Here is a 21,844-nt window from a genome sequence, read left to right on the forward strand (position 1 = left end):
AAACCGCTTCACGCTTTTCCGGATCATGCTCTGGCGCAAGCCCGCTAGTCCTGCGGCTCGGCCAGTCCGTCGCCTGATGCGTCGACGCGCAGCCAGCCCGAGGGCGCAAGGCGCTGCTGCGGCAGGAAGCGGCCCTTGTAGTCCATCTTCTTGGAGCCCTCGATCCAATAGCCGAGATAGACGTAAGGCAGGCCCTGCCGGCGGGCGCGGGCGATATGATCGAGGATCATGAAGGTGCCGAGCGAGCGGGCCTCCAGCCCCGGCTCGAAGAAGGAATAGACCATCGAGAGCCCGTCGCTGAGCACATCGGTCAGCGCCACCGCCATCAGCTCGTCACCGCGGCCCGTGATGGCGCTGTCGGCGTTGCGCTTGCGGTACTCGATGATTCGGGTCTCGACATGGCTGTCCTCGACCATCATCGCGTAGTCCAGCACGGTCATGTCGGCCATGCCGCCGTTGCGGTGGCGGCGGTCGAGATAGGCGCGGAAGACCGAATATTGTTCGGACGTGGGGACCGCGGTGCGCTGCTCGCCGATGATGTCGGCATTGCGGGCCAGCACCTTGCGGAAATTGCGGGAGGGGCGGAATTCGTTGGCGACCACCCGGACCGAGACGCAGGCCCGGCACTGGTCGCAGGCCGGGCGGTAGGCGATCGACTGGCTGCGGCGGAAGCCGCCATGGGTCAGCAAGTCGTTGAGATCGCCCGCTTTGTCGCCAACCAGGTGCGTGAAAACCTTCCGCTCGTGTCGGCCCGGCAGATACGGGCAGGGCGAGGGCGCCGTCAGATAGAACTGGGGGGTATCACGCGAGTGCTGGGTCACGTCTGATCGTCGGGCTCCACATACAATACAGGCAGCCGAGCTAGCATCGCCCCCCGGAGGCTAACGGTCAATTGGTTTAGGCGGGCCTAATAGGAGGCCCGCGCGGCCGGAGATATCTGGGTTCGGACCGAGCTGTTGATAAGGACGGTTCCGAGGATGATGTCGTGCAGCAGCCGGCGGCGGCCGTTAAGCAGGCCGACCAGCAGCACCAGCGGCGACAGGAACGAGATCGTCACCCAGAACAGCACGGCATGGGTGGCGCCGAGCACGAAATAGCCGCGCGCGCCGTACCAGGTGCGCAGCTCCAGATCCATCATGCGCATCCCCAACGTGGCCGAGTGCTGCCCGCCGATCGAGGCGCCGTAATAGACGATGGCCCAGACGATCGAGGCCGGCGAGACCAGCCAGAACAGCGCCCAGCCGAGGCCAAGCGTGACGACGCCGAAAATCGCAATGAAGATCACCGCCAGGATCACCGGCACCGACAGCACGAAGAGGTCGATCAGGAACGCAAACACGCGTCGCGTCAGCACACCGCGGAACAGTTCCGGCTGCATCATCGGGTCGAACGCATGCGGGGGAACGCCGCCGTCGTTGCGCCAGGCTCCGCCGCGCGAACTGCCGCCGTCATTGCCGTAAGACATGACCAACCTCCAATGAAACTCCCGCGCAGGACATGGGAACAGGAGGTCCGCCTGCCAAGTCCACGCGAACATTAACTAGCCGAAATATTCCGGCGATTCGTGGGCTGAATTGAGCGGTTCTAGCTCCATGCCGTTCGCAATGACGGCGGAGGAATTGTCAGCGCTCCGCCTTGATCTTCTCGGCGGCCTGCGGCGCGAAGTAGGTGAGGATGCCGTCGGCGCCGGCGCGCTTGAAGCCGACCAGGCTCTCCATCATCGCGCGCTCGCCGTCGATCCAGCCATTGGCGGCGGCGCCCGCGATCATCGCGTATTCGCCGGACACCTGGTACACGAAGGTCGGCATCGCGAAATGGTCCTTCACGCGGCGGACGATGTCGAGATAGGGCATGCCGGGCTTCACCATCACCATGTCGGCGCCCTCGGCGATGTCGAGCTCGACCTCGCGCAGCGCCTCGTCGGAGTTGGCGCTGTCCATCTGATAGGTGCGCTTGTCGCCGGTCAGCGTCTTGGCCGAGCCGATCGCATCGCGGAACGGGCCGTAGAAGGCGGAGGCGTATTTCGCGGCATAGGACATGATCTGCACGTCGCCGAAGCCGTTGTCGTCGAGCGCCTCGCGGATCGCCCCGATCCGGCCGTCCATCATGTCGGACGGCGCGATCACGTCGCAGCCGGCTTCGGCCTGGGTCAGCGCCTGCTTCACCAGCACCGCGACCGTCTCGTCGTTAAGGATCTTGCCGTCCTCGATCAGCCCGTCATGGCCATGGCTGGTGAAGGGATCGAGCGCGACGTCGCAGAGCACGCCGATGTCGGGAAACTCCTTCTTGATCCCGCGTACCGCCTGGCAGACCAGATTGTCGGGATTGAGCGCCTCCGAACCTTGCTCGTCGCGCAGCGACGGCTCGGTGAAGGGGAACAGCGCGATGCAGGGAATATTGAGTTTTGCCGCGCGCTCGGCGTCGCGCACGATCTGATCGACGGTGAGCCGGTCGACGCCGGGCATCGAGGCCACCGGCGTGCGGGTGTTGTGGCCATCGACCACGAACATCGGCCAGATCAGGTCGTTGGTGGTCAGCACGTTCTCGCGCACCAGGCGGCGGGCCCATTCGGTCTTGCGGTTGCGGCGCATCCGGATCGCGAGGTCGAGCGAAGGGGAGGCGAGGGCCTCGGTCTGGCGCCGCGGCGCATCGCGCAACTCGATCGGGCGCCCGAATTTGATCGCCATGTCTTCTCTCCTCGACGGACGGCTGGTCTGGACCTGATCAAGTCTGGACCTGATATAACACCGGTTCTAGCACCTCGCAGGGGCGCCGTCATTGCGCCGCGATTGCACCCCTGATGCACCTTTGGCGCCCTTGATTTGCCGCAACGGCAATTGATTTTGCCTGCCCGGCGGGCCAAGACTGCGCCATGAACCCCATCTTGCAGCCGCCATGCGGCGATTCGGATGTCTGACACCTCTGCACGCGATCAGGCGCGCGACAACGCCATCTCGGTCAGCGCGATCTCGTCCGATCGGATCGAGCCGGACGACAATGCGTGGACGCGGCGCCTCGTCATCTTCCTGCGCATCATGGCGGTCGTCTCGGTCGCCAAGGGCCTCTATCACTGGGCCCAGGTGACGGGCTTTGTCGGCGGCGAGGAGGAGGCCTTCGAGAACCAGTCGATGGCCTGGCAGACCGCCACGATCTATTTCGCCGTGATCGAGCTCGTCGCTGCCGTCGGGCTCTGGCTCGCGACGCCGTGGGGCGCCGTGGTCTGGCTGACCACCGTGGTATCGATGGCGGTCATCGAGTTGATGTTTCCAAGCATCTATGGCGGCAGCCTCACCGTGGTCGCCCTCGAGGCCGTGATGCTCGCGGCCTATCTGGCGCTGGCCTGGATGTCGGCGCGCGAACGCCCGCCATAGGCCCGCGTGCAGCGCTGGCCCGATACACTGTGGCCTGGCTGCGACAGCATGACGAATAGCTGACGGCGGCGGGGCAAATTCGGCAGCCGTGCGCCCAGCGAGAAGACAGCGCCATTGGTTCTGCTAGGTGGGTGCCGACAGATCGCATCCCTTTCGAGGCGCCTCTTTTCCCGGAGCGTCTCCGCGGGACCTGCCGTCGGGGCCCATTTCACCGGATCTCGGCGCGTGTGCCGGCCGGCTTTGCGCGGGCCGACGGCGGAACCGGTCTGGCGGCGGCACACGTTGAGAGCCGCTTGCGCGCGTCGCGTGCACGTCTCGCCGATGCACCCCGATAAAATTTTCAAAGAATTTTCCGGTAACTGATCGGTCACCGTAAAGGGTTCCCTCACACACGTTACGCTGCCGTTTCGAATTCAGACGATGCTGTTTCCGAATGTGACAGGGCAGGCAGACGAAGCGTGAACAAGGGGCCGCCACCGTCAATGAAAAGTTGCGAAAAGTCCTTGATCCATGGGCTTAATCCACGATTCACTGTCTTAAATTCATGATCTCTTTATTCTCTTATTTAAGCGGATATTCAAACGGCCCCCTTACGTTGGACCTATCAGGCGGGACACAAGTTTCGTCGAATAAAGTCGATAAAAACGACAAACAGGGGAAGTGTCATGATGAAAGCCGTTGCGACAACGGCGGCGGATGCCGCCGATCGCGCTACCGGTCAAGCTCCGGTGCAGCCGCTCTATCTCGAAGCCCTGACTTTGGTGGAGCGGCTGCATCGCCGGCTCCTCGACGTCATCAAGGACGAATTCGATCGTCGCGGCCGCGCCGACATCAACTCGGTGCAGGCGCTGCTCCTGTACAACATCGGTGACAAGGAGCTGACCGCCGGCGAGCTGCGCACCCGCGGCTACTATCTCGGCTCCAACGTCTCCTACAATCTGAAGAAGCTCGTCGAGCTCGGCTTCCTCGATCACCAGCGCTCGCGCGTCGATCGCCGCTCGGTCCGCATCCGCCTGACCCCGCAGGGCCAGGAAGTCCGCAAGATCGTCGACGCGCTCTATCAGAAGCACGTCAAGACGGTGGAGCAGGTTGGCGGCATCTCGAACGAGGAGTTCGCGAGCCTCAACAAGTCGCTGCATCGCCTCGAGCGGTTCTGGACCGACCAGATCCTGTATCGCCTCTAAGCTTTCCTGTTTTCGCCTGATGGCCAAGCCGGCCGCGCAAAAGACCGGCAGCCCCCTCCAGTTCAGCCTTGCAGTTAACGCATCGGTCATGCCCGGCCGATGCGTTTTTCGTGCTGCACCCGTTCATGCTGCACCTGCGAAAATAAATAGGTCCCGACCAGGAACCAAGGCATTCCCCGCGCTTTATCCCGTCTCCCCGGCAAGACGAGATCCGGTTCGGATCTCGTCTTGCTCGGGTCCTTTGTTTGGACGCGTTTTCTTCACGCGAAGCGGTGTCCACTTCGCTTGAAAACGCTCTGATGGAGAGGCAGGACATGCTGGTCGAGCGCGGGATTGAGGTGCTGAATGTCGAGGTCGTCGGAGACGCCTACGCGATCGCCTCGAACTATCTGCGCAAATCCGGCACCATTCCTGACACTTTCGCCACCAATGAGCGCCTGCTCGGCATCATCGTGAAGCTGTTCCAGCGCGGTGAGCTGAACCGACTCCGCCTCGCCAACAAGGCGATCGTGAAGTTCGAGGCCGAGACGCTGGTGGTCGCCTGAGCGTCAACCCGGAGACTTCAATGGAAGCCGCTATCGATCGCATCATGCAGACGTACGATCTGCTGCTCAACCGCACGTCCGCTGCAAGCGACGAAGCGCGGGTGAAGGTGACAGAGTACGTGCAAACGCTGTTCGACGCGGGCGAGCGCGACACGCATCGGCTGACCGTGTGCGGGCTGACCTATCTGCGCCAGCTCGACGGCAGCACCGACCATGTGAAGGCCGGGTATACCGGGCTGTAGCCGGCCTGGCTTCGCAGCCTGATTCAACCGTCAAACAGCTTGTTCGGTGACGCCGTGGAGGGTGAGAGCACACCGCTCCTTCCACCCGTCGTCCCTGCGGCGGACGTTGGGAACGGGACGCGTCGTTCAGTGTCGCGCGATCAGCAGCATCGGTGGCTATGCGTCCCGGCCTTCGCCGGGACGACGGTGAGTATGTGGCGCAAACCAAGTTGCCACACCACGCGGTGCCATCACCCGCGCGTGCGGGTGATCCAGTATTCCAGAGACGGTTGTGCTTGAATCGAGAGGCCGCGGCGTACTGGATCGCCCGGTCGATGTGCGCAATTGCGCACAGGCCGGGCGATGACAGTCGTAGTCGGGATGCAGCTCCGCGCTCTTTCGACATGATGTGTCCGAGCTTTGCTTCTCGCTTCGCCGCGTTTGGGCGGTAGGCGAGGGAGCTCGCTCGACTGCTGTCCCGTTGCGTCGAGCCGTTCTGCCTGGGCCGCTCATCTAGGAACAAACCGGAACCCGGAGCGTCGATTCTCAGCTCCCGGTCTTAGCCCCCAAGCCCGCCGGGAGTAGCGATCCCCGGTGCCGCCAAACCTCCGGCGCCGGGGTCGCTGGTTGGCGAGGGGAGATTCAGTCGCGGTAGAGAGACCAATCGCGCTCCCGCCCAGAGATGAAGGGAGTGCGACATTGCTCGAACAGCCTCATCTCGATTCATATTCATTTCCAGCGCGCGTTTGCCTCGCCATTGCGATTGTCAGTGCTGCGTTCCTGGTGGTGCTGACCCACGTTCTGATCGATTGAGGGACTAGCGACGGTCGTCGCGGGCGAGATTTTGTTGGGAAAGCGCACGTGACGGGCGCGCGTCGCCGCCACTCAAATCAAGGCAAGTGAAAAAGCAGCGGCGAGGTGCGGCGATTTGCAGCACGGCGTAATCGCGCCGTGCGGCTTGCCGAAGGCTGTGGCGAATGGTCGCTAAGGACACGCAGACGCGAGCACGGCAAGCGATTCCTTCAAGCCCGATGAATCGCTTTCCGATTGGCGATGCGACCACATGACCGGATGCAGCCAGCGATCGCCGGGGTGCGTCTGAAAATCCAGGAGGAAGCCCCATGATCTCGTCCCGCATGCGCCTGTTCGGCGCCGTCGCTGCGCTATTGCTTGGGGCGAGCGGTCCAGCACCCGCGCAGCAACTCGAGCTCAAGCTGATGGCACCGGCGGCGCCCGGCGGCGGCTGGGATCAGACCGCGCGGTCGATGCAGCAGGCGCTGGTCGCTGCCGGTGTCGCGCGCAGCGTCCAGGTCACCAATGTGCCCGGCGCCGGCGGCAGCGTCGGTATCGCGCAGTTCGTCAACGGCGCCAAGGGCGACGGCAACCAGATGATGGTCAACGGCTTCGTCATGGTCGGCGCGCTCGCCATGAACAAGTCGCCGGTGACGCTCGACCAGGTGACGCCGATCGCGCGCCTGACCGAGGAGATCCAGGTCATCGTGGTGCCGGCCAGTTCGCCGCTCAAGACGGCGCAGGATCTTGCTGCCGCGGTCAAGGCCGACATCGCCAAGGTGACGTTTGCCGGCGGCTCGGCCGGCGGCGTCGACCATGTGATGGCGGCGCTGTTCGCGGGCACGGTCGGCGCCGATGCCAGGAAGATCAACTACATTCCGTTCTCGGGCGGCGGCGAGTCGCTCGCCGCCATTCTCGGCGGCAAGGTCACGGCCGGTATTTCCGGCCTCAGCGAGTACGAAGGCCAGATCAAGGCCGGCAAGCTGCGCGCGCTCGGTGTCACCGCGGCGCAGCGCTTGCCGGGCGTCGACATCCCGACCTTCAAGGAGCAGGGGATCGACCTGGTGCTGGCCAACTGGCGTTCGGTGGTCGCACCGCCCGGCATCACGCCGGAGCAGCGCAAGGCGCTCGGCGATGCTGTCGAGAAGATGGTGAAGTCCGACGCCTGGAAGGAGATCCTCAAGCAGAAGGGTTGGGACGACGCCTATCTCGGTGGCGACGCCTTCGCGGATTTTCTCAAGAAGGAAATCGTGCGGGTCACCGACGTGCTGAAGTCCGTCGGCCTCGTGAAGTCGTGATGCCTTCGGAAAACCCGGTGCATACGCCGGCGCGGCGCGTCGATCGCGCCGGGGTGGTGATCGCGGCGGCGCTGGCCGTGCTCGCCGCGGTGCTGGTGTGGGACGCCAGCAAGCTGCCATCCACCACGATGTACGGTATGGGGCCGGAGGCGATGCCCGTCGTCATCGCGATCGGCCTCGTCATTCTCGCCGTCGGCAATCTGATCGATGCGCTGCGCGGCAAGCTGCCGCCGCGCGAGAGCATGGACCCGAAACCGGTGTGGCTGATCATCGGCGGCCTCGCGCTGCTGATCGCCATCATCGGCTTTGGCGGCGGCTTCATCCTTGCGACCTCGGCGCTGTTCGTCACCACCTCGGCCGCCTTCGGCCGCCGCGCCGTGCTCGCGGACACCGCCATCGCGCTCGTGATCACGACGCTCATTTATCTCGCGTTCGACAAGCTGTTGACACTGAGCCTTCCCGCCGGCCCGCTGGAGCGACTGCTGTAATGGACACTTTCGCCGCGCTGGCGCATGGCATGGCGGTCGCCATGCAGCCGATGAATTTGCTCTACGCCCTGATCGGCGTGTTCCTCGGCACCGCGGTCGGCGTGCTGCCGGGGATCGGCCCGGCGCTGACGGTGGCGCTGCTGCTGCCGGTGACCTACAAGCTCGATCCGGGCGGCTCGCTGATCATGTTTGCCGGCATCTATTACGGCGGCATGTATGGCGGCTCGACCACCGCGATCCTGATCAACACGCCGGGCGAAAGCGCGTCGATGGCGACCGCGCTCGAGGGCAACAAGATGGCCAAGGCCGGCCGCGGCGGTCCGGCGCTGGCGACCTCGGCGATCGGCTCGTTCGTGGCCGGCACCATCGCCACCATCGGCCTCGCATTCCTCGCGCCATGGCTGGTCGATTTCGCGGTGCGGTTCGGGCCGGAGGATTACTTCGCGCTGATGTGCGTCGCCTTCGTCACGGTGTCGGCGACCTTCGGCGACTCGCCGGTCCGCGGCCTCACCAGCCTGTTCATCGGCCTGACGCTCGGGCTGGTCGGCATCGACAAGTTGACCGGGCAGGCGCGGCTGGCGTTCGGCATCCCCGAACTGCTCGACGGCGTCGAGGTGACGACGCTCGCGGTCGGCCTGTTCGCGGTGGGCGAGGCGCTCTATGTCGCCTCGCGCCGTCATCATGCCGAGGAGAAGCTCGAGCCGGTGCGCGGCTCGCTGTGGATGACGCGCGAGGACTGGCAGCGCTCCTGGAAGCCGTGGCTGCGCGGCACGCTGTTCGGCTTTCCGATCGGCGCACTGCCGGCCGGCGGCGCCGAGATCCCGACCTTCCTGTCGTACTCAACCGAGCGGCGGCTGACCAAGCATCCGGAAGAATTCGGCAAGGGCGCGATCGAGGGCGTTGCCGGACCGGAAGCCGCCAACAATGCCTCTGCCGCCGGCACGCTGGTGCCGCTGCTGACGCTCGGGCTGCCGACCTCGGCGACCGCGGCGATGATGCTGGCGGGCTTCCAGCAATACGGTCTCAACCCGGGGCCGCTGCTGTTCGCGGAGCGGCCCGATCTGGTGTGGGGTCTGATCGCGAGCCTGTTCATCGCCAACGGCATGCTGCTGGTGCTGAACCTGCCTTTGGTCGGATTGTGGGTGCGGCTGCTCGCGATCCCGCAGCCATGGCTCTATGCCGGCATCCTGGTGTTCGCCACCATGGGCACGATCGCGGCCAAGCCGTCGGTGGTCGAACTGTCGATGCTGGCGGCGTTCGGCGTGATGGGCTTTTTGATGCGGCGGTTCGATTTCCCGATCGCGCCGGTCGTGATCGGGTTGATCCTCGGGCCGATCGCGGAAAGCCAGCTGCGCCGGGCGCTGGCGATCAGCCTCGGCGATCCCATGGTGCTGCTGCAAAGCCCGATGTCGGCGACGCTGCTCGGTGTCGCGCTGATCGCGCTGCTGGCGCCCTTTGTGCTCAGGGGATTGGGGCGGTTCAAGGCCAACGAGGACTAATTCGCGGAACACTGGCTTTGCGATGCTTGACCCAGGCGTGGCTCGGTCCCGGACCGCAGGCGCTGAATGTTGGCGCGATGGCGCATGATGACGTAGAGGCTGCCTGCGATGACCAGCAGCCGATAGGGCAACGGTTGCTCCAGGCTGCAGACCAGTGCGATCGCGCCGAGCGCCGCCAGCATCGACGCAAGCGAAACGATCCGGGAGATCGCCAGCACGACGCCGAAGGCAGCGGCGGCGCCCAAGCCGACCGGCCAGGACATCGCCAGCAAGACGCCGAGCCCGGTCGCAGCTGATTTGCCGCCTGTGAAATTCAGCCAGATCGAACGGCTATGCCCCAGCAGCACGGCCAGTCCGGCGAGGCAAACGGCCCAGGGCAGCAGCGCTTGCAGATCGAGCGCGGCCGGTGGTGTGACCGACGGCCGTGAATAGAGCCAGGAATAAAACCAGCGGGCAAACACGATCGCCGCCACGCCTTTCAGCACGTCGAGCAGGAGGACGGCCAAGGCAGGCCATTTGCCGAGGGTTCGCAGCACGTTCGTCGCCCCGGTGGACCTGGAACCATGCTGGCGGATGTCGATGCCCCTCAGCAGTTTCCCTGCCAAATAACCCACCGGCGTCGCGCCGAGCAGATACGCGGCCATCAATCCAACCAGACCAGCTATCCAGAAAATCACCGGCTTGCCCTCGCTGCCGCAATGTCGGGCAATCGTCGTCTTAAGTCCATCGCGGCTGTTCACGCCGGGAACCCGTCGGACTGATGCGAGGCTGCGGTATCGAAGGGAAGCGGATAGCCCGCTGGCCGGCGAGTGCGCCGGCCTCCACATTAGCGAAGACTGGCCTGGGCTGCCGTGGAGAATCCGCGGCATGTAAAAGGCCCGCTCCGGGGCTCGCATTTCGGAGCGGGCCAGTCTGGGCACGGCAAATATCGCCGCGTCGAGAAGCTAGCGCGCCATGCTGACACCACCCTGACGACGGCCAAAAAAGAGGGGCGACCGACCGCCGCCTCTCTCAACGGTATTTTGGTGCGCTGAAGCTTCAGCTCACCATTTGTAGGCGAGGCTCGCCGTGATGCGACGGCGATCGCCGTAGTAGCAGGAACTGATCGTGGCGCAGCTCGCGACGTAGATCCTGTCGGTGACATTCACGACATTGAGCGCCGCGCGCCAGTGGTTGTCCCATTCGTAATGCAGGGCGAGATCGCCCAGCACGAAGGAGGGGACGGGCGCGGTGTTCGCCTGGTCCGCAAACGATGAGCCGATATAGCGCACGCCGCCACCGAGGCCGAAGCCGGCGAGCGGGCCGTCACGGAACGTGTAATCGGTCCAGACCGATGCCATTTCCCGCGGCGTGTTGGTCGGGACGGTGCCGATCAGCGCCGGATTGAGGTCCTTGCTGACGAACAGATCGTAGTTGGTGTAGCTCGCCACCAGCTTGAAGTCGGGCGTGATGTTCGCCACCGCCTCGAGCTCGACGCCGCGCGAGGTGACCTCGCCGTTCTGGGTCTGGCGCAGCGGGTTGTTCGGATCGGTGGTCAGCGCATTGGCGCGCTTCAGATCGAAATACGCGACGCTGAAGCGTGCGTTGAGCCCGACCGGCTCGTATTTGACGCCGACCTCGCTCTGCTCGGAGGTCTCGGGCAACAGCAATTGCCCTGCCGCATTGACGCCGATGATCGGGTTGTAGCCGGTCATGTAAGAAACGTAGGGCGCAACGCCGTTGTCGAAATTGTAGATCGCGCCGACGCGGCCGGAGAACTTGCTGTCGTCGCGGCTTTGATCGGCACCGATCCGGTTCTGGTTGGCCAGGTCGACCCAATCCTGGCGGCCGGACAGCACCACGGTCAGCCGGTCGAGCTTGACCTGATCCTGCAGATAAAGCCCGGCCATTCCCTGGGTGAGATAGGCGTCCTGATACAGCGCGCCGCTGTAGGGCGCGTTGGTGCCATAGACCGGATTGAACACGTTGATATTCGTGCCCATGCCAAAGCCCTGGCGGTCGTCGACGCCGTAGTGCTTGAGGTCGACGCCGAACAGCGCGGTGTGCTGCAACGCGCCGGTGGCGAAGCGATATTCGAGCTGATTGTCGAGGTTGAACTGATTGGCGACGCCGCGGGCGTAGAAATTGCCGCGCGTGATGTCGCCGGCCGCCGGCGTCGTCGCCCAGCCCAGCCCGTAGAGGCCGGTATAGTAGACGTCGACATGTCCGAAGCGCGCGTTCTGGCGGAAGTCGAGACTGTCGGTGATGTTCTTCTCGAACTGGTATCCGAGCGTCTCCTGCTCGCGGCGGAACTGGTCGGCGCTGGGGTCGCCGATGAACAGGCTGGTGGGAATGCGCCCGAACGGCGCGTTGGTGACGGTGCCGACATAGGGCAGGAAGTTCTCCGCCCTGGTGTTGTTGTGCGCCGCCGTGGCGTAGACGGTGAGCTTGGTATCGACGTCCGGCCGGAAGGTCACTGACGGCGCGAAGAAGAAATTGTTGTCGTAGGTGTAATCGGTCTGCGTGCCGCCGCCTTGCACCTGGCCGACCATCCGGTACAGCACCTGTCCATTGCCGGACTGCGGGACCGCGCCGCCGATGTCGAACGCTGTGTAGGCGTTGCCGAAATTGTTGACGCCGGCTTCGATATAGCGAATGGGCTCGGCCGACGGCAGCTTGCTCACCGCGTTGACGAGACCGCCGGGCGCCGAGCCACCATACAGGATGCCGGACGGACCGCGCAGCACCTCGACGCGTTCGAGATTGAACGGCTGCAGCTTCCAGCTCGCATAGGAGGTGTAGAACAGCTGCAGCCCGTCGAGGAACAGTGACTCGTTCTGCGCGGGGAAGCCGCGGATCAGGAACCAGTCGTTGCGGAAATCGGAGCCGTAGGTGCCGCCGATCACGCCCGGCGAGTAGCGCAGCACCTCGTCGAACTTGCTGACGATCTTCTGGTCGCGGATCTGCTCGGCGCCGATCACCGTCACCGATTGCGGCGTCTGGATGATCGGCGTGCTGGTCTTGGTGCCGCTGGCGCTCACGCGCGCCAGATAGCCGGTGACCGGGCCGTTGGCGCGCTCGTGTCCGCCGCCTGCGCCCGCGGCCTGCTGTGCCGCCTGCGGCTGCGCGCTGACCGGGGCCGCCGTTGCGCGGCGCGCGGCGCTGCGTGCCCGCGTGGTTCGTTGCGATGGCTGCTGCGATCGCGCGGCTTGCCGCGGCTGCGGCGCATCGACTGTCACGGACGGCAGTTGCGCCTGCGCGAACACTTCGTCCGCACCCGCAACCGAAAGCACCACCAAGGCCGAAGCAGCAAGCCGCTGCGGCCGAATCCATCCGTCCGACATTCAACGCCCCCAAAGAGAAGTTTGTTCGGCGTCGTTATCACGATGATGTTCGTTGATAGCCCGCGCGCAGTTAGAAGCTATCGAAGCTGGACGCAAAGCTTGCGTGTGTGACCGAGCGACAACGGAGTGCGCCGCGCAGTTGCACGCATCACGTGAGAGTTTTGAATCGATCCAGTGTTGAACGATTCAAGAATTGAACGATTCAAAAATCGTCTCGTGAGTCGATGCATCATGGTTGCGCGTGATGATCGACAGACCGGCAAGTCGCATGATTGGGTATTCGAGGATCATTGCACGCGAAGATTGCTGGCGCCTCGACCTTCAGTTCCGCGTGTCCGATCGGTTGCGCAGGGGGAGGTCTCGTTCCCTGCGCTGACCGTCGCCGCCAGACCGCGCCGGGTGGCCAGAACCGGCCCCCGGGCGGGCCGGCCCGCCGCCTGGCAATCCCCGCCATCCCCACCATATCTGGCATAATTGGCCGCCGGGGACCGCAACCGCTTGGCCATTTTGGGGTGATGTGATAACGCTCTGAAACCAGCTTCGACCGCCACTCGTGACCGTCCGCATCCTGCGTAAAGGCTTGCGGCGGTGGAGATATTTCGCCGATGACCTCATCCTCCAAGACCGCTTCCGCGCCCGATTCCTTCTTCACGGCTGGTCTCGCCGAGGCCGATCCCGAGATCGCCGCCGCGATCAAGGGTGAGCTCGGCCGGCAGCGCCACGAGATCGAGCTGATCGCCTCCGAGAACATCGTCAGCCGCGCCGTGCTGGAGGCGCAGGGCTCGGTGATGACCAACAAATATGCGGAAGGTTATCCGGGCGCGCGCTACTACGGCGGTTGCGAATGGGTCGATGTCGCCGAGAACCTGGCGATCGAGCGCGCCAAGAAGCTGTTCGGCGCCGGCTTCGCCAACGTGCAGCCGAACTCCGGCAGCCAGATGAACCAGGCGGTGTTCCTCGCGCTGCTGCAGCCCGGCGACACCTTCATGGGCCTCGACCTCGCCGCCGGCGGCCATCTCACCCATGGCTCGCCGGTCAACATGTCCGGCAAGTGGTTCAAGGCCGCGCACTACACCGTGCGCCGCGAGGACCAGATCATCGACATGGACGAAGTCGCGAGGCAGGCCGAGCAGGTCAAGCCGAAGCTGATCATCGCCGGCGGCTCGGCCTATTCGCGCGCCTGGGACTTCAAGCGCTTCCGCGAGATCGCCGACTCGGTCGGCGCGTATCTCTTGGTCGACATGGCGCATTTCGCAGGGCTCGTCGCCGGTGGCGTGCATGCCTCGCCGGTGCCGCACGCCCACGTCACGACCACGACCACGCACAAGTCGCTGCGCGGTCCGCGCGGCGGGCTGATCCTCACCAATGACGAGACGCTGGCGAAGAAGCTGAACTCGGCGATCTTCCCCGGTCTGCAGGGCGGCCCGCTGATGCATGTCATCGCCGCCAAGGCGGTGGCGTTCGCCGAAGCGCTGCGGCCGGACTTCAAGGTCTACGCCAGGAACGTGGTCGAGAACGCCAAGGCGCTGGCGGAGACGCTCCGCAGCCACGGCCTCGACATCGTGTCCGGCGGCACCGACAACCATCTGATGCTGGTCGACCTCAGGCCGAAGGGCCTGAAGGGCAACGTCTCCGAGAAGGCGCTGGTGCGCGCCGCCATCACCTGCAACAAGAACGGCATCCCGTTCGATCCCGAGAAGCCGTTCGTCACCTCGGGCCTGCGGCTCGGGACGCCGGCTGCGACCACGCGCGGCTTCGGCGTCGCCGAGTTCAAGCAGGTCGGCGGCATGATCGCGGAAGTCCTGAACGCGCTGGCGCAGTCGCCGGACGGCAAGGCGCCGCTGGTCGAGGCCGCGATCAAGGAGCGCGTCAAAGCGCTGACCGATCGCTTCCCGATCTATCAGTAATCGTTCGTTCGCAAGAGGCCCGTTGGATGCGTTGTCCGAGCTGCAATTCTCTCGATACGCAGGTCAAGGACTCGCGTCCGACCGAGGACTCCGCGGTGATCCGCAGGCGGCGCGTCTGCATGGCCTGCAACTTCCGCTTCACGACCTTCGAGCGGGTGCAGCTGCGCGAGCTGACGGTGATCAAGCGCAACGGCCGCCGCGTGCCGTTCGACCGCGACAAGCTGGTGCGCTCGCTGCAAATCTCGTTGCGCAAGCGCCCGGTGGAGTCGGAGCGGGTGGAGAAGATGGTGTCCACCATCGTGCGCGAGCTGGAAAGCGGCGGCGAGGCGGAAATCTCCTCGGAGGCGATCGGCGAGATCGTGATGGAGCATCTGCGCCAGCTCGACGACGTCGCCTATGTGCGCTTCGCCTCGGTCTATCGCAATTTCCGCGAGGCCAAGGACTTTGAAGCCGTGCTCGACGAACTGACCGGCGAAGAGGACCCGCGGATCGCGACGCTACGCAAATGATCTTCCGCATTCTGGAAGAGCAACTCGGGCAGCAAGCCAAACAGGCCAGGGAAACTGCCAAGGCCGCCGATCTGCGCTTCATGCAGCTTGCACTGACGCTCGGCCGCCGCGGCCTCGGCCGTACCTGGCCCAATCCGGCGGTCGGCGCCGTCATCGTCAAGGACGGCGTCATCGTCGGCCGCGGCTGGACCCAGCCCGGTGGCCGCCCGCATGCCGAGGTCGAGGCACTGCGGCGGGCCGGCGAGGCCGCGCGCGGCGCCACGCTCTATGTCACGCTCGAACCCTGCTCGCATTTCGGCCGCTCGCCGCCCTGTGCCGACGCCGTCGTCGCCGCCGGGCTCGCGCGCGTGGTCTCGGCGATCGAAGACCCTAATCCGGAAGTCGGCGGGAAGGGGCATGCCAAGCTGCGCGCCGCCGGCATCGCGGTCGATGTCGGGCTGTGCCAGGCGGAGGCGGCGCACGACCATGCCGGACACTTCCGCCGTATCCGGGACAAACGCCCGCATGTGATCCTCAAGCTCGCGGTGTCGGCCGACGACAAGATCGCAGCGAGCGGCGGCAAAACGGTTGCGATATCAGGCGAGGCCGCGCGGACCCGCGTGCATCTGCTGCGTGCGCGGAGCGACGCGATCCTAGTCGGCATCGGCACGGTCAAGGCCGACGATCCGCTGCTAACCTGCCGGCTGCCGGGCATGGCTGATCGTTCGCCGGTGCGGGTCGTGCTCGACCGCGCGCTGCGGATCTCGGGCGACAGCCGCCTGGTGCACTCGGCGCGCGAGACGCCGCTCTGGGTGATGACATCAGACGTGGCGGAGGCGCCTGCCGCGGTGAAGCTTGGGGCCGCCGGCGCACAGGTGATCCGCGTTGCCGCCAGTGCGGCGGGGCTCGATCTGCCGGCCGTGTTGCATGCGCTGGCGGAGAGGGGGATCACGCGGCTCATGGTCGAAGGCGGCTCGCGCGTGGCGAATTCTTTCGTGGCAGCCGGCCTTGTCGATGAAATCTGGCTGTTGCGCGGCCCTGATGCGATCGGCGCCGACGGCGTTCCCGCGCTGGACGCAATGCCGCTCGACGCAATCACGCAGTCGCCCGCCTTCCGCCGTCGTGCTAGCGAACCCCTCGGCAAAGACAGTCTCAATATCTACGAGCGTGCGTAATGTTTACCGGAATTGTCACCGATATCGGCGAGATCGTAATCCTGAAGCCCGTGGCGCAGGGGCAGCTGCATCGGATGCGGATTGCCTGCGACTACGACCAGACCACGATCGCCGACGGTGCCTCGATCGCCTGCAACGGCGTCTGTCTCACCGTGGTCGCCTCGGGCACCGCTGACGGCAAGACCTGGTTCGATGTCGATGCCGCGGCCGAGACGCTCGGCATGACCACCGCCAAGCATTGGGCACAGGGCGGCCGGCTCAACCTCGAGCGCGCGCTCAAGATCGGTGACGAACTCGGCGGTCACATCGTGGCCGGGCATGCCGACGGCATCGCCACGATCGTCAAGCGCGACGATCTGCCAGACATGGCGCGGTTCGAGCTCAAAACCAGCCGCGAGCTGGCGCGTTTCATCGCGGCGAAGGGATCCATTACGCTGGACGGCGTGTCGCTGACGGTGAATACGGTCGATGATGTGACTTTTTCGGTGCTGATCATCCCGCACACGCTGTCCGTCACGACCCTGAGCGGCTGGAAGGTCGGCAGCGAGGTCAATATCGAGGTCGATCTGATGGCCCGCTACGCGGCGCGGCTGTCGGAGATGAAATAGCCGGGGCTTGGGCATCGCGGCCGGGATTGGCGTCCTGTTCGCCTCGGGCGATTTCCAACCGGATGGCCTATGCATTGCGGGCGAAGCCGGCCTGAAAAATCGGGCTGATCGCGGTGACATCCGGGCCAGTATTGCCCTTGGCTTTAGCGCCTGCTGCGCCTAAAACGCTGCACAAATCCTCCTCAAGTTCCGATTGGTTATTGCAATGGCTGACGCGCGGCGCGCACCCCTGAAGGACCAGACCGACATCACAGGCGCACGCGTGCTGATCGTCGAGGCCCGGTTTTATGACGACATCCAGGATGCGCTGCTGGAAGGCGCGCTCGCCGAGATCAAGGCGGCCGGCGCAAGCCACGACGTGATCACGGTGCCGGGTGCGCTGGAGATTCCGGCCGCGATCGCGATTGCGATCGATGCCGCTGAAGCGAACGGCAAGCCCTATGATGCGGCGATCGCGCTTGGCTGCGTCGTGCGCGGCGACACCATCCATTTCGAGATCGTCTCGCAGGAATCCTCGCGCGGGTTGATGGATCTGGCCGTGAGCCGGAAATTCCCGCTCGGCAACGGCATCCTCACCGTCAACACCGAGGCGCAGGCCTGGGCGCGGGCACGCGCCAGCGAGCTCAACAAGGGCGGCGACGCGGCGCGCGCGGCGATTGCGATGCTGCGGATCAAACGCCGTCTGGCAAAGGCCTGACCATGGCTGACAGCAACAAGCCCGGCAAAGCCCCCGAACGGAAAGCCAACCGGCGCGGCGCCGCCCGGCTCGCCGCCGTGCAGGCGCTGTACCAGATGGACATTGGCGGCGCCGGCATCAACGACATCTTCGCCGAGTTCGAGAGCCATTGGCTCGGCAATGAGGTCGAGGGCGAGAAGTACCTGCCGGCGGAAGCCGCGTTTTTCCGCGACGTCGTCTCCGGCGTGGTGCGCGACCAGGCCAAGCTCGATCCCTTGATCGACGAGGCGCTGTCGAAGGGCTGGCCGCTGAAGCGGATCGATGCGATCCTGCGCGCGGTGCTGCGGGCCGGTTCCTACGAGCTCGAGCATCGCAGGGACGTGCCGGGCCGCGTGGTGGTTTCCGAATATGTCGACGTCGCGCATGCCTTTGTCGAGAAGGACGAGACCGGCATGGTCAACGCCGTGCTCGACCAGATCGCGCGCCAGTTCCGCGGCGACGAGTTTGTGCGGAATTGAACCACATATTCCGCCGTCATCACCCGCGCATGCGGGTGATCCAGTACGCCGCGGCGGTTATTGGCAACAACAGCTACTGCGGCGTACTGGATCGCCCGGTCAAGCCGGGCGATGACAGCTGAGGGGAAGGCGCGCGACATGACAGAGCGTCACGGCAATCCCTCCGGCGAGGACTCCCTGATCGCGCGCTATTTCAAGCCGCTCGCGACCGATCCCGGCGCGTTCGGGCTCGACGACGACGCGGCCGCGCTGAGGGCTGATGGCGAGGACATCGTGGTCACCACGGACGCCATCGTCGAGGGCGTGCACTTCCTTCCCGATGATCCGCCCGACACGCTGGCGCGCAAGGCGCTGCGGGTGAACCTGTCCGACATCGCGGCCAAGGGGGCGGTGCCGGCGGGCTTCGTGCTGACGCTGGCGCTGCGCCGCGCCGAGGAGGCCTGGCTGCAGCCGTTCGCCCGGGCGCTCGGTGAGGACGCCGCCGATTACAACTGCCCGCTGCTCGGGGGCGACACGGTCTCGACGCCGGGGCCGCTGATGATCTCGATCACCGCGTTCGGCCGGCTGCCGCGGGGCAAGATGGTGCATCGGGCGGGGGCAAAGGCGGGCGACCGCGTGTTCGTCACCGGCACGATCGGCGATGCCGCGCTCGGCCTCGACGTGCTCCGGGGCGGTCCGGTCGCGGCGGCGCTGACGGACGATGCCGCCGGGCGGGATTTCCTTGCCGCTCGCTACCGTGTTCCGCAGCCGCGCAACGCACTCGCCAAGACGGTTCGCGCCCATGCCAGCGCCGCGATGGACGTGTCCGACGGTCTCGCCGGCGATCTGGCCAAGCTGTGCGCAGCCAGCGGTGTGGCGGCCGTGATCAACGTGCCCAGCATCCCGTTGTCGGCTGCGGCCGCGGCGCTGGTCGCGCGCAAGGCGATCGGTATCGAGACCCTGGTGGCCGGCGGAGACGATTACGAGCTGCTGTGCGCGGTCCCGAGCGATCATGTCGACGCCTTCCTGCGGGAGGCACGGCAGGCCAAGGTCGCGGTGACTGCGATCGGCGGCCTGATCGCGGGCTCGTCGCCGCCCAGCTTTCTCGACGGGCAGGGCCGGGAACTGGCGCTGAAGCGGCTGTCCTACAGCCATTTCTAGAATTGCCGCGCCTGACGGCCCCGATTTTCCTTCTAAATAGCTGCCGATATCGGCTGTTTCGGCCACAGGTGGCGTTGCACAGCGGTAACGATTTTGGCAAGGTCGCGCCCGATTTGAGGCAATCCGTTTTTGGGGAGGATTGTCCTCGCAAAATAAGCGCCTGCCGCCCCCTAGCGGCACAAAGAAGGCGCGGGGGTTACATCAAGGATCTGAGGCAACATTCAATGACAGCTTTGTGGTTGATAGTGCTCTGCGGGGCGCTTTCCATCGTCTACGCGATCTGGGCGACGCAGTCGGTCTTGAACGCGGATGCGGGCAGTCCCCGCATGCAGGAAATCGCGGGCGCAGTGCGCGAGGGCGCACAAGCCTATCTGCGGCGCCAGTACACGACGATCGGCCTGGTCGGTATCGTGATCTTCGTGGTGCTGGCCTACTTCCTGGGTCTGCTGGTGGCCCTCGGATTTGCGATCGGCGCCATCCTGTCGGGTGCCGCCGGCTTCATCGGCATGAACGTCTCGGTGCGCGCCAACGTCCGCACCGCGCAGGCGGCGACCACCTCGCTCGCCGGCGGCCTCGAGCTCGCCTTCAAGGCGGGCGCGATCACCGGCATGCTGGTGGCCGGTCTCGCGCTGCTCGGCGTCACCATCTACTTCATGATCCTGGTCAAGTTCATGGGTCTGGAAGCGGGCAGCCGCACCGTGGTCGACGCCATGGTGGCGCTCGGCTTCGGCGCCTCGCTGATCTCGATCTTCGCCCGTCTCGGCGGCGGCATCTTCACCAAGGGTGCGGACGTCGGCGGCGACCTCGTCGGCAAGGTCGAGGCCGGCATCCCCGAGGACGATCCGCGCAACCCGGCCACCATCGCCGACAACGTCGGCGACAATGTCGGCGACTGCGCCGGCATGGCGGCCGACCTGTTCGAGACCTATGCGGTGACCGCGGTCGCCACCATGGTGCTCGCGGCGATCTTCTTCGCCAAGACCCCGATCCTGGTGAACATGATGACGCTGCCGCTCGCGATCGGCGGCATCTGCATCATCACCTCGATCATCGGCACCTTCTTCGTCAAGCTCGGTGCCAGCCAGTCGATCATGGGTGCCCTGTACAAGGGCCTGATCGCCACCGGCATCCTGTCGCTGGTCGGCGTCGCGGCCGTGATCAACTGGTTGATCGGGTTCGGCAAGCTCGACGGCGTCGACTACACCGGCATGTCGCTGTTCTGGTGCGGCGTGGTCGGTCTTGCCGTCACCGGCCTGATCATCTGGATCACCGAATACTATACCGGCACCGACTACCGTCCGGTGAAGTCGATTGCGGCGGCCTCCGTCACCGGTCACGGCACCAACGTGATCCAGGGCCTCGCGGTCTCGATGGAGGCGACCGCGCTGCCCGCGATCGTCATCATCGCCGGCATCCTGGTCACCTACAGCCTGGCCGGCCTGTTCGGCATCGCGATCGCGACCGCCACCATGCTGGCGCTGGCCGGCATGATCGTCGCGCTCGACGCCTTCGGACCGGTCACCGACAACGCCGGCGGCATCGCCGAGATGGCGGGGCTGCCGAAGGAGGTGCGCAAGTCGACCGACGCGCTCGACGCGGTGGGCAACACCACCAAGGCGGTGACCAAGGGCTACGCGATCGGCTCCGCCGGTCTCGGCGCGCTGGTGCTGTTTGCGGCCTATAATCAGGACCTCAAATTCTTTATCGGAGACTCCGCCAACCACCTCTACTTCAAGGGCGTCAACCCCGACTTCTCGCTGAACAATCCTTACGTCGTGGTCGGCCTGCTGTTCGGCGGCCTGCTGCCGTATCTGTTCGGTGCGATGGGCATGACCGCGGTCGGTCGTGCCGCCGGTGCGATCGTCGAGGAGGTACGCCGTCAGTTCCGCGAGAAGCCCGGCATCATGCAGGGCACCGACAAGCCGGACTACGGCAAGGCGGTCGATCTTTTGACCCGGGCTGCGATCAAGGAAATGATCATCCCGTCGCTGCTTCCGGTGCTGTCGCCGATCGTGGTCTACTTCCTGATCTACTTCATCGCGGGCGGCGGTGCGGACGGCAAGTCGGCGGCGTTCTCCGCGGTCGGCGCCATGCTGCTCGGCGTCATCGTCACCGGTCTCTTCGTGGCGATCTCGATGACCTCGGGCGGCGGTGCCTGGGACAACGCCAAGAAGTACATCGAGGACGGCCACTACGGCGGCAAGGGCAGTGATGCCCACAAGTCCGCGGTGACCGGCGACACCGTCGGCGATCCCTACAAGGACACGGCGGGCCCGGCGGTGAACCCGATGATCAAGATCACCAACATCGTGGCGCTGCTGCTGCTGGCGATCTTGGCACACTAGGTTCTTGGCGCACTGAGCCGCGCGAAACTAACAAATGCAAAACCCCGCGGTGCGAGCCGCGGGGTTTGATTTTTGAAGCAGACGCTAACATCACGGAGATCAATCGATGTCGCTCTCATCCGCCCGGAACTATGCGCTGCGCGCCGCCAAGTCGCAGGATCAGAAGGAGGCCATCGAGCTGCTGTCGCAGGCGATCCTGGAACTGGCGACGTCGATTGAAGCAACCGACGCCAAGATCAAGAAGATGAACAAGTCGTCGTAGCCCA

At 65.3% G+C, this 21,844-nt stretch carries 21 protein-coding genes; 16 read left to right on the forward strand and 5 right to left on the reverse strand.

The genetic code is table 11. From position 1 onward, the window contains the following. Positions 1-44: 44 nt before the first annotated feature. The 3 genes from BRSPCE3_RS07535 to hemB form a co-directional block, all read right to left on the reverse strand. Complete coding sequence (locus BRSPCE3_RS07535; RefSeq protein WP_244065181.1) at positions 45-821, reverse strand: arginyltransferase; 777 nt, start codon at positions 819-821, stop codon at positions 45-47. A gap of 86 nt (positions 822-907) precedes the next feature. Continuing rightward, on the reverse strand, positions 908-1,465 hold the full coding sequence (locus BRSPCE3_RS07540) for an RDD family protein (protein ID WP_244065182.1): 558 nt from the start codon (positions 1,463-1,465) through the stop codon (positions 908-910). 157 nt (positions 1,466-1,622) lie between these two features. Next, the gene (hemB, locus tag BRSPCE3_RS07545; protein WP_244065183.1) at positions 1,623-2,687 is read right to left on the reverse strand and encodes a porphobilinogen synthase; all 1,065 of its coding nucleotides are present in this window, start codon (positions 2,685-2,687) and stop codon (positions 1,623-1,625) included. Between the two features lie 222 nt (positions 2,688-2,909). Between hemB and BRSPCE3_RS07550 the strand changes: the two genes are divergently transcribed. From BRSPCE3_RS07550 to BRSPCE3_RS07580, 7 genes are all read left to right on the forward strand, one after another. Next, a complete protein-coding gene (locus tag BRSPCE3_RS07550; protein ID WP_244065184.1) occupies positions 2,910-3,371 on the forward strand; it encodes a DUF6163 family protein in 462 nt (153 codons plus the stop codon). Between the two features lie 665 nt (positions 3,372-4,036). After that, entirely contained in the window at positions 4,037-4,555 is a 519-nt protein-coding gene (gene ldtR, locus BRSPCE3_RS07555) for a transcriptional regulator LdtR (protein WP_018271925.1), read from the forward strand. 314 nt (positions 4,556-4,869) lie between these two features. Further along, complete coding sequence (locus BRSPCE3_RS07560) at positions 4,870-5,100, forward strand: hypothetical protein (RefSeq protein WP_244065818.1); 231 nt, start codon at positions 4,870-4,872, stop codon at positions 5,098-5,100. 20 nt (positions 5,101-5,120) lie between these two features. Further along, on the forward strand, positions 5,121-5,342 hold the full coding sequence (locus BRSPCE3_RS07565; RefSeq protein ID WP_244065185.1) for a hypothetical protein: 222 nt from the start codon (positions 5,121-5,123) through the stop codon (positions 5,340-5,342). 1,100 nt (positions 5,343-6,442) lie between these two features. Continuing rightward, the gene (locus BRSPCE3_RS07570) at positions 6,443-7,411 is read left to right on the forward strand and encodes a tripartite tricarboxylate transporter substrate binding protein (RefSeq protein ID WP_244065186.1); all 969 of its coding nucleotides are present in this window, start codon (positions 6,443-6,445) and stop codon (positions 7,409-7,411) included. Further along, entirely contained in the window at positions 7,411-7,899 is a 489-nt protein-coding gene (locus tag BRSPCE3_RS07575) for a tripartite tricarboxylate transporter TctB family protein (protein WP_244065187.1), read from the forward strand. Before BRSPCE3_RS07570 ends, BRSPCE3_RS07575 begins: the two co-directional genes overlap by 1 nt. Next, entirely contained in the window at positions 7,899-9,398 is a 1,500-nt protein-coding gene (locus BRSPCE3_RS07580; RefSeq protein ID WP_244065188.1) for a tripartite tricarboxylate transporter permease, read from the forward strand. The genes BRSPCE3_RS07575 and BRSPCE3_RS07580 overlap by 1 nt, the downstream gene beginning before the upstream one ends. Here BRSPCE3_RS07580 and plsY read toward each other — a convergent pair. Beyond that, positions 9,395-10,075: a glycerol-3-phosphate 1-O-acyltransferase PlsY gene (gene plsY, locus BRSPCE3_RS07585; protein ID WP_244065819.1), complete on the reverse strand. Its 681-nt coding sequence runs from the start codon at positions 10,073-10,075 to the stop codon at positions 9,395-9,397. The genes BRSPCE3_RS07580 and plsY overlap by 4 nt on opposite strands. Positions 10,076-10,441: 366 nt before the next feature. Further along, complete coding sequence (locus BRSPCE3_RS07590) at positions 10,442-12,721, reverse strand: TonB-dependent siderophore receptor (protein ID WP_244065189.1); 2,280 nt, start codon at positions 12,719-12,721, stop codon at positions 10,442-10,444. A gap of 605 nt (positions 12,722-13,326) precedes the next feature. Between BRSPCE3_RS07590 and glyA the strand changes: the two genes are divergently transcribed. The 9 genes from glyA (at position 13,327) to BRSPCE3_RS07635 (ending at position 21,840) form a co-directional block, all read left to right on the forward strand. Continuing rightward, positions 13,327-14,628, forward strand: coding sequence for a serine hydroxymethyltransferase (gene glyA / locus BRSPCE3_RS07595; protein WP_244065190.1), 1,302 nt, complete (start codon positions 13,327-13,329; stop codon positions 14,626-14,628). Between the two features lie 26 nt (positions 14,629-14,654). Next, positions 14,655-15,137: a transcriptional regulator NrdR gene (gene nrdR, locus BRSPCE3_RS07600; protein WP_244065191.1), complete on the forward strand. Its 483-nt coding sequence runs from the start codon at positions 14,655-14,657 to the stop codon at positions 15,135-15,137. Further along, a complete protein-coding gene (ribD, locus tag BRSPCE3_RS07605) occupies positions 15,134-16,291 on the forward strand; it encodes a bifunctional diaminohydroxyphosphoribosylaminopyrimidine deaminase/5-amino-6-(5-phosphoribosylamino)uracil reductase RibD (protein WP_244065192.1) in 1,158 nt (385 codons plus the stop codon). The genes nrdR and ribD overlap by 4 nt, the downstream gene beginning before the upstream one ends. Beyond that, on the forward strand, positions 16,291-16,899 hold the full coding sequence (locus BRSPCE3_RS07610; RefSeq protein ID WP_244065193.1) for a riboflavin synthase: 609 nt from the start codon (positions 16,291-16,293) through the stop codon (positions 16,897-16,899). The genes ribD and BRSPCE3_RS07610 overlap by 1 nt, the downstream gene beginning before the upstream one ends. A 205-nt stretch (positions 16,900-17,104) precedes the next feature. After that, on the forward strand, positions 17,105-17,596 hold the full coding sequence (ribH, locus tag BRSPCE3_RS07615) for a 6,7-dimethyl-8-ribityllumazine synthase (protein WP_244065194.1): 492 nt from the start codon (positions 17,105-17,107) through the stop codon (positions 17,594-17,596). Between the two features lie 2 nt (positions 17,597-17,598). Beyond that, positions 17,599-18,093: a transcription antitermination factor NusB gene (nusB, locus tag BRSPCE3_RS07620; RefSeq protein ID WP_244065195.1), complete on the forward strand. Its 495-nt coding sequence runs from the start codon at positions 17,599-17,601 to the stop codon at positions 18,091-18,093. 138 nt (positions 18,094-18,231) lie between these two features. Continuing rightward, positions 18,232-19,233, forward strand: coding sequence for a thiamine-phosphate kinase (gene thiL, locus BRSPCE3_RS07625; protein WP_244065196.1), 1,002 nt, complete (start codon positions 18,232-18,234; stop codon positions 19,231-19,233). 224 nt (positions 19,234-19,457) lie between these two features. Continuing rightward, positions 19,458-21,578 carry a sodium-translocating pyrophosphatase gene (locus tag BRSPCE3_RS07630; RefSeq protein WP_244065197.1) on the forward strand — a complete coding sequence of 707 codons (2,121 nt, stop codon included), beginning with the start codon at positions 19,458-19,460 and terminating at the stop codon, positions 21,576-21,578. Between the two features lie 106 nt (positions 21,579-21,684). Next, positions 21,685-21,840, forward strand: a complete 156-nt coding sequence (locus BRSPCE3_RS07635; protein WP_244065198.1) for a hypothetical protein — start codon at positions 21,685-21,687, stop codon at positions 21,838-21,840. The last annotated feature ends 4 nt before the right edge of the window (positions 21,841-21,844 follow it).

Source organism: Bradyrhizobium sp. Ce-3 (genome assembly GCF_022835695.1).
Taxonomy (GTDB): domain Bacteria; phylum Pseudomonadota; class Alphaproteobacteria; order Rhizobiales; family Xanthobacteraceae; genus Bradyrhizobium.